General features: G+C 40.2%; 14 protein-coding genes. 3 read left to right on the plus strand and 11 right to left on the minus strand.

Annotated features, from left to right (window positions below; genetic code table 11):
- Positions 1 to 28: 28 nt before the first annotated feature.
- Complete coding sequence (locus B0184_RS10795; protein ID WP_005709297.1) at positions 29 to 163, minus strand: hypothetical protein; 135 nt, start codon at positions 161 to 163, stop codon at positions 29 to 31.
- A gap of 103 nt (positions 164 to 266) precedes the next feature.
- Here B0184_RS10795 and B0184_RS09110 point away from each other — a divergent pair, with 103 nt between their 5' ends.
- Positions 267 to 842, plus strand: a complete 576-nt coding sequence (locus tag B0184_RS09110) for a YceB family lipoprotein (RefSeq protein ID WP_005709290.1) — start codon at positions 267 to 269, stop codon at positions 840 to 842.
- Positions 843 to 863: 21 nt separating this feature from the next.
- Positions 864 to 1,610 carry a carbonate dehydratase gene (gene can / locus B0184_RS09115; protein ID WP_005709271.1) on the plus strand — a complete coding sequence of 249 codons (747 nt, stop codon included), beginning with the start codon at positions 864 to 866 and terminating at the stop codon, positions 1,608 to 1,610.
- A 130-nt stretch (positions 1,611 to 1,740) separates the two neighbouring features.
- On the opposite strand, the gene serS is transcribed toward can, so the two are convergent.
- Genes serS through B0184_RS09130 form a run of 3 tightly spaced genes read right to left on the minus strand, consistent with a single transcriptional unit; the run spans position 1,741 to position 4,992 of the window.
- A complete protein-coding gene (gene serS / locus B0184_RS09120; protein WP_005709330.1) occupies positions 1,741 to 3,048 on the minus strand; it encodes a serine--tRNA ligase in 1,308 nt (435 codons plus the stop codon).
- Between the two features lie 24 nt (positions 3,049 to 3,072).
- Complete coding sequence (gene smpB, locus B0184_RS09125) at positions 3,073 to 3,555, minus strand: SsrA-binding protein SmpB (RefSeq protein ID WP_172461635.1); 483 nt, start codon at positions 3,553 to 3,555, stop codon at positions 3,073 to 3,075.
- A gap of 33 nt (positions 3,556 to 3,588) precedes the next feature.
- Positions 3,589 to 4,992, minus strand: coding sequence for a YcjX family GTP-binding protein (locus tag B0184_RS09130; RefSeq protein ID WP_005709250.1), 1,404 nt, complete (start codon positions 4,990 to 4,992; stop codon positions 3,589 to 3,591).
- Between the two features lie 57 nt (positions 4,993 to 5,049).
- Between B0184_RS09130 and B0184_RS09135 the strand changes: the two genes are divergently transcribed.
- The gene (locus tag B0184_RS09135; protein WP_005709264.1) at positions 5,050 to 5,892 is read left to right on the plus strand and encodes a CYTH domain-containing protein; all 843 of its coding nucleotides are present in this window, start codon (positions 5,050 to 5,052) and stop codon (positions 5,890 to 5,892) included.
- 72 nt (positions 5,893 to 5,964) lie between these two features.
- Here B0184_RS09135 and prfB read toward each other — a convergent pair.
- The 7 genes from prfB to B0184_RS09170 all read right to left on the minus strand — a co-directional run bounded on the left by prfB (position 5,965) and on the right by B0184_RS09170 (position 13,573).
- Positions 5,965 to 7,063, minus strand: a protein-coding gene (prfB, locus tag B0184_RS09140; protein ID WP_100208343.1) for a peptide chain release factor 2 whose coding sequence is annotated in 2 segments (ribosomal slippage) — positions 5,965 to 6,987 and positions 6,989 to 7,063 — 1,098 coding nt in all. Because the reading frame shifts where the segments join, the coding sequence is not laid out codon by codon here.
- Between the two features lie 200 nt (positions 7,064 to 7,263).
- Entirely contained in the window at positions 7,264 to 8,238 is a 975-nt protein-coding gene (gene pfkA / locus B0184_RS09145) for a 6-phosphofructokinase (protein ID WP_005709301.1), read from the minus strand.
- Positions 8,239 to 8,333: 95 nt separating this feature from the next.
- A complete protein-coding gene (locus tag B0184_RS09150; protein ID WP_005709360.1) occupies positions 8,334 to 9,530 on the minus strand; it encodes an aminotransferase class V-fold PLP-dependent enzyme in 1,197 nt (398 codons plus the stop codon).
- An 11-nt stretch (positions 9,531 to 9,541) separates the two neighbouring features.
- On the minus strand, positions 9,542 to 10,243 hold the full coding sequence (locus B0184_RS09155; RefSeq protein ID WP_005709366.1) for a thermonuclease family protein: 702 nt from the start codon (positions 10,241 to 10,243) through the stop codon (positions 9,542 to 9,544).
- A 3-nt stretch (positions 10,244 to 10,246) separates the two neighbouring features.
- Positions 10,247 to 11,380, minus strand: coding sequence for an acetylornithine deacetylase (argE, locus tag B0184_RS09160; RefSeq protein WP_005709313.1), 1,134 nt, complete (start codon positions 11,378 to 11,380; stop codon positions 10,247 to 10,249).
- Positions 11,367 to 12,164 (minus strand): hypothetical protein, encoded by a 798-nt coding sequence (locus B0184_RS09165; protein ID WP_005709304.1) that lies wholly within the window; start codon positions 12,162 to 12,164, stop codon positions 11,367 to 11,369. The genes argE and B0184_RS09165 overlap by 14 nt, the downstream gene beginning before the upstream one ends.
- A gap of 14 nt (positions 12,165 to 12,178) precedes the next feature.
- On the minus strand, positions 12,179 to 13,573 hold the full coding sequence (locus tag B0184_RS09170; protein WP_005709285.1) for a basic amino acid/polyamine antiporter: 1,395 nt from the start codon (positions 13,571 to 13,573) through the stop codon (positions 12,179 to 12,181).
- Between the last annotated feature and the right edge of the window lie 34 nt (positions 13,574 to 13,607).

Raw genomic sequence — 13,607 nt, forward strand, 5'->3', positions numbered from 1 at the left:
AACCGCCACACTTTTGCTAAATGCAAATTTAAAAACGAATGCCAGTGCCAAGCCCTAATCCAAAGCCTACGCCGTTTGAACCACCGCCGACATTTGCACCGCCAGAAAAGCTACAGCCTGCCAATAAACAAGTTAAAAGCACACTAATCGCAAATTTTTTCATTTAAAAATTCCTTAATTTCGCAGAACTTGCTATATTTCTGCCATTCTAAAAACTGACTATTTTACCTGTTTTTATTCTGAACAGCCAATAGAAAGGAAAAAGTATGAAATTTATTTACAGAATCGTGGCGTTTTTCGTAGTTGCAATTGGTGTAGTGGCAGTGGCTTCCGCCAATTTGCTTAGCATTTCAGAGAAAGAGATTAACGATTATTTACACACGCGTCTTGCTGAAAAAGTTCCGCTTGCCGATAGTGTAGGGATACCAGGTTTAATGCAATTGGATTACCAATTGCATGATTTAGTCACGCAAATTGGTCAAACCAACGAGAAAAAAGTCGAAATTCAAGGTATCGTGGATGGCTTGTTGATTGCTCGTGGCAAAAAGCACGAAGCAAAAATTAAGCTAAATTTAGATACTACGCCTTATTTTGACTCTGAAAAAGGGGCAGTTTACTTAAAAGATGTCCGTCTACTTAGTTGGGAAGTTTCACCAGAAAAATATCAAGAAACCGTACAATTTTTCTTACCTATGCTTTTTGATGGTTTAACGAATTTATTGAATCGTTCGCCTGTTTATACGTTAGATGAAACTAAAACCAAAGAGGCATTAGTAAAAAAATTTGGTAAAGCGATTATTGTGGAAAAAGGTACGTTACGTTTAGAAACTAGCCTTTTCTAACCATAAATAAAAGGAGAAAAAATGAAAACAATTGAACAACTGTTTGCCAACAATCACGCTTGGGCAACGCAGATGAAGGATGAGCAATCTGATTATTTTAAAGAGCTTGCAGAACACCAAAATCCAACTTATCTCTGGATTGGCTGTTCAGATAGTCGTGTGCCAGCTGAAAAATTAACAGGGCTTGGGCCTGGAGAGCTATTTGTCCATCGTAATGTGGCAAATATGGTAATCCACACCGATCTTAACTGCCTTTCTGTAGTGCAATATGCCGTTGATGTATTAAACATCAAGCACATTATTATTTGCGGACATACCAATTGCGGGGGCATCAAAGCCGCAATGGGCACAGTGCAAGATTTAGGCTTAATCAGTAACTGGTTGCTACACATTCGTGATCTTTGGTTTAAGCACGGACATATGCTTGGTAAGCTATCCCACGAACATCGAGCCAATATGCTGACGCGGTTAAATGTTGCCGAACAGGTTTACAACTTAGGCTGCAGTTCCATTATTCAAACCGCTTGGGATAAAGGCAAAGAACTTTCTATCCATGGTTGGGTATATGACGTGAATGATGGATTTTTAATCGACCAAGGCGTAATGGCTACTAGCCGTGAAACGCTTGAAATTACCTACCGTAATGCTATTGCCAAATTGATTGCAGAAGCGGATGAGCTTGCAGAGAAAACAGATTACAAAAAAGAAGTTGAGCAAGAAATTGAGAAACAACTTGAAGAGATTGCAGAAAAAACAGTATCAGAGTAACATTTTTCTATATAATTTATAGGAAAGATTGCTAGTTACTTTTATTTTAAAGGAATAGTAGGCGGGCATAGTAGACAAAAAAACACAGAAATTTCAATAATTTCTGCGTTTTTGTTTATTCAAAGCAACATTAAGCCGTAATCACGTCTGTTCCACCCATATATGGACGCAACACTTCTGGTACGGTAATTGAACCGTCGGCGTTTTGGTAGTTTTCTAACACCGCAACAAGGGTACGACCAACCGCTAAACCAGAACCGTTTAAGGTGTGAACCAAACGGGTTTTCTTGTCGTTTTTCGCTTTACAACGAGCTGCCATACGGCGCGCTTGGAAATCCCACATATTTGAGCAAGAAGAAATTTCACGGTAAGTATCTTGAGCAGGTAACCACACTTCTAAATCGTAAGTTTTACAAGAACCGAAACCCATATCGCCCGTGCAGAGTAATACTTTGCGGTACGGTAAGCCTAAAAGTTGTAATACTTTTTCAGCATGTCCCGTTAATTCTTCTAACGCTTCCATTGATTTTTCAGGTGCAACGATTTGTACCATTTCCACTTTTTCGAATTGGTGCATACGGATTAAACCACGAGTATCGCGACCGTAAGAGCCTGCTTCTGAACGGAAACAAGGGGTGTGAGCGGTCAATTTTAACGGAAGTTTTTCTTCTTCAATAATTTCATCGCGTACTAAGTTTGTCACTGGTACTTCAGCGGTTGGAATTAAGCTAAATGAGCGTTGAACTTCGTTAGGATCTTGACCTGTTAATGGTTGAGTGTGGAACAAATCTTCACCAAATTTTGGCAATTGACCTGTGCCGAATAAGCTGTCGTGGTTTACTAAGAATGGTACGTTTGTTTCCACATAACCGTGTTGTTCGGTGTGTAAATCCAGCATAAATTGCGATAACGCACGGTGTAAGCGGGCTAATTTACCTTTCATTACCACAAAACGGCTTGCGGTTAATTTTGCACCAGCACCAAAATCTAATCCGCCTAAGTTTTCGCCTAGGGTTACGTGATCTTTAATTTCAAAATCAAATTGACGTGGTTCGCCCCAACGAGCGACTTCTAAGTTTTCGCTATCATCTTTACCTAACGGCACCTCTTCCGCAGGTAAATTTGGTACGTTTAAAAGCAACTCTTTAATTTGCACTTGCACTTCATCAAGGGCTTTTTTCGCTTCATTAAGCTCATTACCCATATTATCCACTTCTGCCAATAAAACAGAAATATCTTCGCCACGCGCTTTTGCTGCACCGATATTTTTAGAACGAGCATTGCGTTCTGCCTGTAAAGTTTCCGTTTTCACTTGCAATACTTTACGTTGTTCTTCTAACGCTTTTACTTGTTCAACGTCTAAAATAAAATTACGTTTTATTTTTAATGCGTTTGCCACTTCATCTAAGTTGGTACGCAGAAGGTTTTGGTCGATCATTATGTGTTCCTTTTGTTTAAAATGTTAGCTACGAGCTGCGTTTTTCATAATGCGTTGTTTCGCTACTTGCCACTCGCGATCTTTAATATCTTCACGTTTATCGTGCAGTTTTTTACCTTTCGCCACGCCAATTTTCACTTTTGCCCAGGCTGCTTTCCAGTAAACAGAAAGTGCTACAACGGTCATCCCATCACGGTTTACTTTACCAAAGAGAGAGTCTAGTTCACGTTTGTTGAGCAACAATTTACGGGTGCGTGTTGGATCTGCCACGATATGGGTAGACGCCACGTTTAATGGGGTGATGGTAGCCCCAAATAGAAAGGCTTCGCCATTGCGGAAAGTCACATAGCTATCGCCAATATTTGCCTTTCCTGCACGTAAGGATTTCACTTCCCAGCCTTGTAATTCTAAGCCAGCTTCGATTTCCTCTTCGATAAAATATTCGTGACGAGCACGTTTATTTAATGCGATGGTATTCGAAGCCACTTTGGGTTTCTTTGCCATAATTTAATTCTTGTTAAAAATAAAACTGATTTTACCCTAATCTAACATATCAGCCAATAAAAACTGTAGCACTGCATCCATCCGTAAATGTGGAATAGGCTCATCGTATTCAATATGTTTCGGTTCGAATTGGTCAAAATCGAACTGATTATATTGCCAATAACTTGCATTCGGCAAACGGCTCGGTACGCTACCTGGGTAAGTGACCGACACTTGCGATGGATTATTGGAACGCACACCTTTTACCGCTTTGAAAGATTGTCCATCTTTGGTCACATTGACTACATCTGTTGCTTTGATGCTTGAAATCGCATAATAGCCTAGCTCTTTAATACCCTCAAAAGCGGTGTGATTTCCACCCTCTAAAACCAATTGTCGCATTAAGCTTTCCAAGTTTGGAATTTGCTCGGGCGTAATATGATCCGCTTTGGTAGCAAGAAATAACAGCTTATCGATATGGGCAGAAAACAGGCGTGAAAACAGGTTTCGCGTGCCGTAATGGAAATGCCTAAACAGTTGCTGTAAGCCAATTTTCATCTCCATAAATTCATGATAACCGTGATTTAAGGGCGTTAAGCAATCCGCTAAAATTACTTGACGATCAAAACGAGAAAAATAATGATCATAAAACGGTTTTACTATTTTTTGCTGGTAATGGTAATAGCGTTTTTCCAACATTTTATAGGTGCTATGTTTATCTGCTTTTTCTAATTTTTGCCAATCCATTTCCGTTAAATTTAATAATGGAAAGAATTGTAGAACAGGTGCACCCTGCATATTTTGATCAGGCAGTACAAATCGTCCAGGTTGAATATACTGCATTCCGTTTGCTTTGCATTCTAATAAATAAGCGGTGTATTTTTCACTTAAATTTGCAAGTTGGTTTTCATCGGCTTTTGTAAAAAGATCTAAATTTTCGACTGCTTGTAACCATTCTTTCGCTAACTCAGCACGTTTTCCAGTGTGTACTAATTTCTGAGCTTCGCACCATTCTTCAAAAGATTGATTTAAAATTGGTAAATCTAGCAACCATTCACCTGGGTAGTCAAAAATATCCAGATAGAGTGTATTTTCTTCAGCCAAATGGCGAGAAAGCCCTTTGCGTTTGTAGCGAATAGCTAAGCGAATTTCACTAATTCCACGCGTAGAATCGCACCAACGTGCAGGCGTTTCTTCTAAACATTGACGATTTTTATCATATTCAAAGCGTGGAATGGTTAAATTACCTTGTTCAATACGTTTGACCGAGACAATTTGTTCCGCTTTTACTGCCTGAAACAGAGGTAAGTTTGCTGTTTGATAATGTAAAAGTTGATCAACAAGGCTAGTAATAAACGCCGTTTTTCCGCTTCGGCTTAACCCTGTTACTGCCAAGCGTAAGTGGTTATCTAAGCCACGTTGAACTAAGGTTTGGAGTTCATTTTTAATTCGATTAAACATAATAGGTTTTCTGATAAAATAATCTTCCGATCATATCAAAAATAGGCAGAACAAAAAATGGAAAATGAGATTGAATTAAAGATTATGCTTGATGAGCAAAATATTGCCCCCATTAGCGAATGGCTTGTCAAGCAACATATTTTAGACGAGAGCGAAACCTCATTGGGCAACACCTATTTCGACACACCAGAGCAATATTTTGCCGAGCATCAAATGGGCTTTCGTGTGCGATCGAAAAATCAGCATTATGAAATGACGCTCAAAACTAAAGGCGAGATTGTTGGCGGCCTGCATATTCGCCCTGAATATAATCTGCCGTTGGAGAATGAAAAGCCTGATTTTAAGCGGTTGATTTCTCATTTTAATTTGCAAATTGACCAAGCAGAACAGATTTCAGCAAATCTTCAACCAATGTTCAGCACCGATTTTCTACGCCATCAATGGCTAATTGAGATAAACCAATCACAAATTGAAGTGGTGCTCGACCAAGGCGAAGTAAAAAATCCATTCGGTTCAGAAAAAATTTGTGAGCTTGAATTTGAATTAAAAACAGGAGCATTAGCGGATATTTTTCAGCTTATTGAGCAAATGCCCAAATTAGATGGAATGTGGTTAAGTAGTTTAAGCAAAGCACAACGCGGTTATATTGTTGGCAATCCTGAGCGTTTTAAACAAGAAATTTTACAAGCGGTAAAAAAAGAAAAAAATTATACACTTGAACAGCAATTAGCGGATTATTTACGTCTTTATCCAGATGAAGAAATTTATCAAATTTTTGTGAGAGAATTTTATGGGGTTAATCAATATAAAATGGAGGAATTACAGAAGTATTTAAAAAGTAAAATATATCTATGTAAAAATATTGAAATCCTAAATAATACTATTGGTAGTTGCTTATAGTTTTTTCAGATATATGCCTAAAGCCTTTTTACTGTAAGGCTTTAGACACTTTTTTAGCGATTTATCCTATTTTTACAACCCCGCCTTAAGACTAGCTTCAATGAACTTATCTAAATCTCCATCAAGCACAGCTTGGGTGTTACGGTTTTCCACACCTGTGCGTAGGTCTTTGATACGGCTGTCATCTAACACATATGAGCGAATTTGGCTGCCCCAACCGATGTCAGATTTACTCTCTTCCATCGCTTGTTTTTCGGCATTTTTCTTCATCATTTCCATCTCAAACAATTTCGCTTTTAGCTGTTTCATTGCCTGATCTTTATTTTGATGTTGTGAACGACCGTTCTGACATTGCACCACAATCCCCGATGGCATATGGGTAATTCGCACCGCAGATTCGGTTTTATTCACGTGCTGACCACCCGCTCCTGAAGCACGATAAACATCGATACGTAAATCCGCAGGGTTGATTTCGATATCAATATCATCATCAATTTCAGGATAGACGAACGCCGCTGCGAACGAAGTATGGCGGCGGTTATTAGAATCAAACGGGCTTTTACGCACCAAGCGATGAATCCCAGTTTCGGTACGCAACCAACCAAAAGCGTATTCGCCTGAAATGCGAATAGTCGCCGATTTCAAGCCAGCCACATCACCGTCTGAAACCTCGATCAACTCTGCCTTGAATCCTTTGCTTTCTGCCCAGCGTAAATACATACGTAGGAGCATTTCCGTCCAGTCTTGTGCTTCCGTACCGCCCGAACCAGCCTGTAAATCCACATAGCAATCTGCTGCATCATGCTGACCGCTAAACATACGTTGGAATTCAAGTTTGGCAAGTTTAGCTTCTAATTCGCCCGCTTCTGCTTGGGCTTCGTTGAAAGTTTCTTCATCTTCTGCTTCAACAGCAAGTTCGATTAAGCCTTCCACATCTTCAATGCCTTGATCGAGTACTTTAATAGTATTGACCACCATTTCAAGAGCAGAACGCTCTTTACCTAAAGCTTGAGCTTTTTCTGGCGTGTTCCAGATTTCAGGTTGCTCTAATTCAGCATTCACTTCTTCTAAGCGTTCAACTTTGGCATCAAAGTCAAAGATACCCCCGAAGCACATTGGTGCGTTCAGCGAGATCGGCAAGTTGGTTTTTGATTGGATTTAATTCAAACATTATTTTTCCTTTTATGGAGAATAAATGCTCTCTATGAAAGAAATTGTAGGGGCGTGTGCAACACGCCTCTACATAAGAGCAATACATTAATAAAAAGTTAGTAAATTATATCTCAAGCGGTTATTTTTTGAAAAATTTTGCAAAACAAAAAGGCTGGCTTGATTTTCACCTTGCCAACCTTTTGGAAAATTGCTTAAAAATTAAAATAATTTTCTTGATGTTTCAAACAATTCTTCTTTGAATGGACGACGCATATTGTTGATTGCATCGATGATGTCGTGGTGAACTAATTTTTCGTTTTGAATACCCACACAACGTCCACCAAAGCCTTGAAGTAATAATTCTACCGCATAAACCCCCATACGTGAGCCTAAAATACGGTCGAAGGCACAAGGCACGCCGCCACGTTGAGTGTGACCTAATACGGTTGCACGGGTTTCGTGACCAAAGCGATCTTCAATTTCACGAGCTAATTGGTGCACATCTGTCATTAACTCAGTAATCGCAATGATGGCGTGGCGTTTGCCTTTTTTCAAGCCATTTTCGATGTTACGCATTAACGATTCTTTATCTAAGCCTTTTTCGGGTACGACAATATATTCACAACCGCCAGCTAATGCGGCACTGATGGTTAAATCGCCACAGTGACGGCCCATAATTTCTACGATAGAAATACGTTGGTGTGAGCTTGAAGTATCACGTAAGCGGTCGATTGCTTCTAATGCCGTTTCAAGTGCCGTTTGGTAACCGATAGTGTAATCCGTACCCGCTACGTCGTTATCAATGGTACCAGGTAAGCCGATACAGTTAATGCCGAATTCTTCCGTTAACAGTTTCGCTCCCATATAAGAACCGTCACCGCCGATAACTACTAAGCCATCAATATCATATTTTTTCAGCACTTCAACACATTTTGCACGAACCGCTGGATCTTTAAATTCAGGGAAACGTGCAGAACCTAAGAATGTACCACCGCGGTTAATTACATCTGATACAGAGTGACGCTCTAATTTCACTAATTTATCGTGATATAAACCATAATAACCATCGCGAACGCCATAAATTTCTAGTCCATAGCTTAATGCTGCACGTACCACGCTACGAATTGCAGCGTTCATACCTGGTGCGTCGCCACCGCTTGTTAATACGGCAATACGTTTGATTTCTTTAGCCATTTTGACACCTTATTTAAAAATTAAAAAAATTCAATTGGGCGGAAGATTACGCTTTTTTGCAGGCGAATTCTACCATAAAATCGTTATTTTTTGATCTAATCCAATAAAATTGCTAATGACTTGTCAAGGGCTGTGAAAAATTGCTCCACATCCGCATCAGTATTGTAATGAGCCAACGAAAGCCGCACCGTTCCCACTCGATTTAAGTAGCGAAGATAAGGCTTCGCACAATGCTCTCCACTACGAATTGCTACTTTGCTCTCTGTGAAGAAAGACGCCAAATCAGCGTGGTGAATACCTTCAATTACAAAGCTCATTGTCGGGCTATTTTGACTGCCTAGAATATGCAAATTTTTATAGCTTTTTAACCGCTTGCGAGTATTTTCCGCAAGCTGATAGAGCGATTGATTTAATGCATCAAAATCCCATTCTTTTAGCCATTGTAACACTTCGCCAAAACCAATAATGCCTGCCATATTCGGCGTACCCGCTTCTAAACGATAAGGCAGCTCTGCCAACGTAAGTGTGGTTTTGGTCACATTCTGTAACATCTTTCCACCATAAAAGAACGGCTTTAAGGCTTGCAAGCGGTCAAATTTCCCAATCAAAATGCCAACGCCATTTGGCCCATACATTTTATGTGCAGAGAAGGCATAGAAATCTGCTCCGATTTTTTTTACATCCACTTGCTCAGAACAGACTGCTTGTGCCATATCTACCACAATTTGAGCAGAAGAATGTTCACGAATAATGGAGACAATCTGTTCCGCTGGTTGGCGAACGCCTGTTACGTTTGAGACTAAATTAAATGCCACAATTTTGGTTTTTACTGATAAGACTTGTGTTAAAACCTGCTGATCGATCTGATAACCTTTATCCAAAGGCAACACAATCAATTTTGCCTGTTTACGTTCGGCAAGTTGCTGCCACGGAATAAAATTGGCGTGGTGCTCGGCAACAGAAATCACAATCTCATCGCCCGCTTGGATTTGCTCTTCTATTCCATAAGCGACTAAATTCAGACTGTGAGTTGTGCCACTGGTCCAAATGACCTCTTCGCGTTTCGCATTAAATCGTTCAGAGACTAAACTACGAGCTTGTTCATATTTTTGAGTTTGAGGCAAATCATATTGACTGCGATGCACCGAGCCAGCTGAACTGTAAAAATGCTGCGTTGCGTCAATCAAGCTTTGCGGTTTTAATGTCGTCGCAGCACTGTCTAAATACACCCAATCAGGAGATTGGCTAAAAAACGGAAAATGTTGGCGAAATTGACAGTTAATTTGGCTCATCGGAATTTTCCTTATTGATGTTTTCTCATTTTGTTATAGAGGCTATTGCATGGAATGTTGTCGCCATCACCGTCTAATCTTTTGGCATTGCATTGGCGAAAATAGCGCTCCGCTTCTGTGTAATGTCTGAAATCCTTGCAAGTTAATTTTTGCGAGCAATCAACACCGCTCATCACGCCAAAATATTCAGGTTTGTGGGTTTGCACAACATTGCTATCATTTGAGCGCTGATAACCAATACCTTTAGTTTTGCGCCATTCGGTTGGCTCAATCGGGCGAGCATCATTCCATAATCCAATTCGGCGACTTCTCGCTTGCTCTTGAGTTTGTTCATAAATCGGCTGAGTTTGGCGATACGCCCACGCCATTCCTTGCTCAACTAATTTAAGGTTGATGTTTACATTTCGGTCATACACCACAGCAAGCACTCGACCATATTTATCATACCCCGTGCTTTGCAGGGTAACTTGCTTTTTAAATGCTAAGTTAGACAAAGCTTGCTTCGCTTTATTACCAAAGGGTTGAGAGGATTCAGGGGCATCAATATGCAGTAACCGAACTTTTATTTGAGTTCGCTCCTTCAAGCACGTAAGCGTATCACCATCGCTAATTCCAACCACTTTACAGTCAATGGTTCGCTCTATTTTCGCCAGTGCAAGCGGTGAAATTTGCCAGAAAAAGAACAAAGATAGTAGAAAAGAAAGTTTTTTCATAATTTAAAAACAAAAATGCTGAATTAACTTGGTTAATAATTCCCTTGTTGGCTCAATAAACTTCGTTTCTAAAAATTCATCAGGTTGATGAGCTTGCTCAATCGAACCAGGCCCAAGTACAAGAGTTGGGCAAAGTTGTTGGATATAAGGTGCTTCGGTGCAGTAGTTTGCTGATTCGCATTTTTCGCCTAACAGTTTTTCAACCACTTGCACGATTTGAGCGGAATGTTCGCACTCATAGCCTGGAATACCACTGTGCAATTGGCGGATTTCAATTAAATCGCCATATTTTTCAAGCATTGGAGCAAGGTGTTCAAGCATTAAATGATGTAAATCTTCCACAGCTAAACCTGGCAACGGGCGCATATCCAATTGCAACTCACAGCAAGCACAAATGCGGTTAATCGCATCGCCCCCGTGAATGTTACCAAAATTCATTGTTGGATAAGGCACTTTGAAGAAATCGTTGCGGAATTTGGTTTTCAGCTCATTACGCATTGTAATCAAGTGAGCCGTTGCTTCGTGCATCAATTCGATCGCGTTAATGCCACGCTCTGGATCGCTTGAATGTCCACTTTTTCCCGTAATGCGGATCGCTTCGCCCATATGTCCTTTGTGTGCACGAATTGGTTTAAGCGAGGTTGGTTCGCCAATAATGGCACAATCAGGGCGAATATGGCTGTGCTGTGCAAAAGTGCTCGCTCCTAGCATCGTGGTTTCTTCGTCAGCGGTGGCAAGAATACGAATTGGCTTTTTCACTTGGCTTAAGTCAAGCTGACTGACTACATCGACTACGAACGCAAAAAATCCTTTCATATCCGCCGTGCCTAAACCGTAAAATCTTCCTTCTTTTTCGGTAAGATTAAACGGATTGAACGTCCATTTTCCGTCATCAAAAGGGACAGTGTCGGTGTGCCCCGCCAGCAATAAACCGCCTTCGCCTTCGCCATAAGTTGCCAATAAATTGTATTTATCTCGGCTATTTTCAACCGCTAAAATCTCGCTATGAAAGCCCAAATCATTGAGCCAGTTTGCCAATAATTCAATCAGCGGTTTGTTCGATTGATCCTCAAATGCTTCAAGGCTCGAAATAGTCGGGATGGCAATCAGTTGTGAATAGCGATCAATAAATTTCATCTTCATCTTCCTCTTGTTGGCGATGTCTTATGATATTTCTCATAACGGCAAAACCCGCAATTATTTCCCAAATCATTATTGTATAAAGGCTGATACGCTCTAATATTGGCGAAAGTAACGTTGGATAAACCATTGTAATACTTACGCAAATCAATCCAATAAAACCAAGCCAGAGACTCGATTTTTTAAGGCGTGGTGTAAGGGTTTTGTCTAAATCTAGCCCAATAAAAAGTAGCATTAAGTTACCAATAATAATAGAGAGACTTAAGCCGAAATTTTGCAAACCACCTTCTGAATATCGACCGCTTGTAATCTCAGAAACTAATGCCGTACCGATAGCAAAAAGCAGTGCGAGCAGGAGCTCAACTAGCCAGAGACGTTTATGTGAAATCGGATAAAGGCAAATTAAATAGAACGGCACAACGATGTAACTTTGGTAGCTAAATAGGATTCGCATAATATGCGGTAAGTTGGAAAGCGTACTTTCTTTACCATCAATCACGCTCCCAATGGGGAAAAAAAGTTCTAGTGTTGAATGATGAAAATAAGCGGTGATGGAACGCCCACTAAATAAAATGGTAACGTGTTCGCCGAAAAGATAAAAGACACCTGCATAAGCCATTAACCCACCGAAAATAACGGTTAAAATCATCGCCATTTTTTTAAAGCAAGGATGCATTAAATAAGGATAAACCGCTATCGCAAAAGAGCCACTTTTGAAATAGTGGCGAACGTTTTGCGAAAGCGAAACCAAGAAATTTAAGATTGAAGTGAGATATTTCATCTTACAAACTCGTACTACAAAAAGGCATAAATAGAGCCGATGGATAAAATAAAGGTACAGCCAAGTGCGACCGTTTCATTACGTGAAAAATCAAATTTGCCCGATTTCTGGTAACGCGTGTAAAAAAAGAGGATTGCCCCAGGTGTATATAAAATTACTGAAAAGAGTAGGTATTCTATTCCCGCTGCGTAAACCAACCAGAAACCATAAAGGGTTGCAATAATGCCAGCCAGTTTGATATACCAAGCGGCACCAATGTTAAATGCGAGTCGAAGTAAATAAGTACCAACTAAGAAATAAGGCACTAAAATCATCGTGGTCGCCAACTGAATAAGCACATCATACCCTTTGCTAGTGAAAAAAACGAGTACCAAGATAATTTGAATAACGATGTTAGTAAACCAGAGTGAGCTAATAGGTGTATCGTTCTCATTCTTTTTATTCAGAAAACGGGGAAACACTTGCGTTTGGGAAGCTTGATACATCACTTCTGCCGAAAACATTGTCCAGCTCATATAAGATGCAAGTACAGATACAATTAAGCAAAAAGTAATCAAAATTTTACCGCTTGTGCCGATCATATGTTCCATAATGCCTGTCATTGAAGGATTCGGCATAGCAGCAATCACTTCACGCGGCAAAATACCTAGCGAAAGCGCAGTAATCGCTACATAAAGAATCAGGGCGATTAAAATGCCTAGGATTGTCGCAATGCCCACATCGTTTTTCTTTTTCGCGTGAGCGGAAAGAACCGTTGCACCTTCCACGCCAACAAAAACCCAAAGCGTAATCAGCATCGTGCTTTTGATTTGATCCAATAATGGCATTTGCAAACTTTCGCCGTGGAAATCTTGCATAAATTGAGTAGACGAGAAAAAGATTATGGCTAATACAATAAAAATAATTAACGGAAGTACTTTAACGATCGTTGCAATCAAATTCACATAGGCAGCCTCTTTTATACCCTTTGCGATCAAAATATGGATCAACCACACCACCAAAGAAGCAGATAAAATCGAAACTAGCGACGTGCCATCGCCAAAAATAGTAAACTGTTCGCTATCAAAAAAGAGCCCAAACCCACTGAATGCGACAACAAGATAACTTACGCTACCAATAGAGGTACAAAGCCAATAGCCCCAAGCTGCAAGACCACCGATAAAATCGCCAAAACCTTCTCGTGCATAGGTATAAATGCCACCATCTAAATCAGGACGCAATCGAGAGAGGAAGAAAAAAGAAAGCCCAAGGAAAATAATCCCAAAACCTGTGATTGCCCAACCCGCGAGCAAAGCTTCTGCACTTGCAACCGCTGCCATATTTTGTGGCAGGCTAAAGATACCCGAACCAATCATCGAACTCAGTACTAGTGCAGTAAGTGATACCAATCCGATTTTGTCTTTTGACATAAAATGTCCTTTATTTATTTCGTTAATTATTCAA

It is taken from the genome of Haemophilus paraphrohaemolyticus (assembly GCF_002015045.1).
Lineage (GTDB): Bacteria > Pseudomonadota > Gammaproteobacteria > Enterobacterales > Pasteurellaceae > Haemophilus_A > Haemophilus_A paraphrohaemolyticus.

Coding starts and splice junctions, on each gene's coding strand:
- B0184_RS09135 (WP_005709264.1), top strand. CDS start 5,050: ATGGAAAATGAGATTGAATTAAAGATTATGCTTGATGAGCAAAATATT.
- B0184_RS09170 (WP_005709285.1), bottom strand. CDS start 13,573: ATGTCAAAAGACAAAATCGGATTGGTATCACTTACTGCACTAGTACTG.
- argE (WP_005709313.1), bottom strand. CDS start 11,380: ATGAAATTTATTGATCGCTATTCACAACTGATTGCCATCCCGACTATT.
- B0184_RS09155 (WP_005709366.1), bottom strand. CDS start 10,243: ATGAAAAAACTTTCTTTTCTACTATCTTTGTTCTTTTTCTGGCAAATT.
- B0184_RS10795 (WP_005709297.1), bottom strand. CDS start 163: ATGAAAAAATTTGCGATTAGTGTGCTTTTAACTTGTTTATTGGCAGGC.
- B0184_RS09150 (WP_005709360.1), bottom strand. CDS start 9,530: ATGAGCCAAATTAACTGTCAATTTCGCCAACATTTTCCGTTTTTTAGC.
- B0184_RS09110 (WP_005709290.1), top strand. CDS start 267: ATGAAATTTATTTACAGAATCGTGGCGTTTTTCGTAGTTGCAATTGGT.
- B0184_RS09130 (WP_005709250.1), bottom strand. CDS start 4,992: ATGTTTAATCGAATTAAAAATGAACTCCAAACCTTAGTTCAACGTGGC.
- can (WP_005709271.1), top strand. CDS start 864: ATGAAAACAATTGAACAACTGTTTGCCAACAATCACGCTTGGGCAACG.
- pfkA (WP_005709301.1), bottom strand. CDS start 8,238: ATGGCTAAAGAAATCAAACGTATTGCCGTATTAACAAGCGGTGGCGAC.
- serS (WP_005709330.1), bottom strand. CDS start 3,048: ATGATCGACCAAAACCTTCTGCGTACCAACTTAGATGAAGTGGCAAAC.
- B0184_RS09165 (WP_005709304.1), bottom strand. CDS start 12,164: ATGAAATATCTCACTTCAATCTTAAATTTCTTGGTTTCGCTTTCGCAA.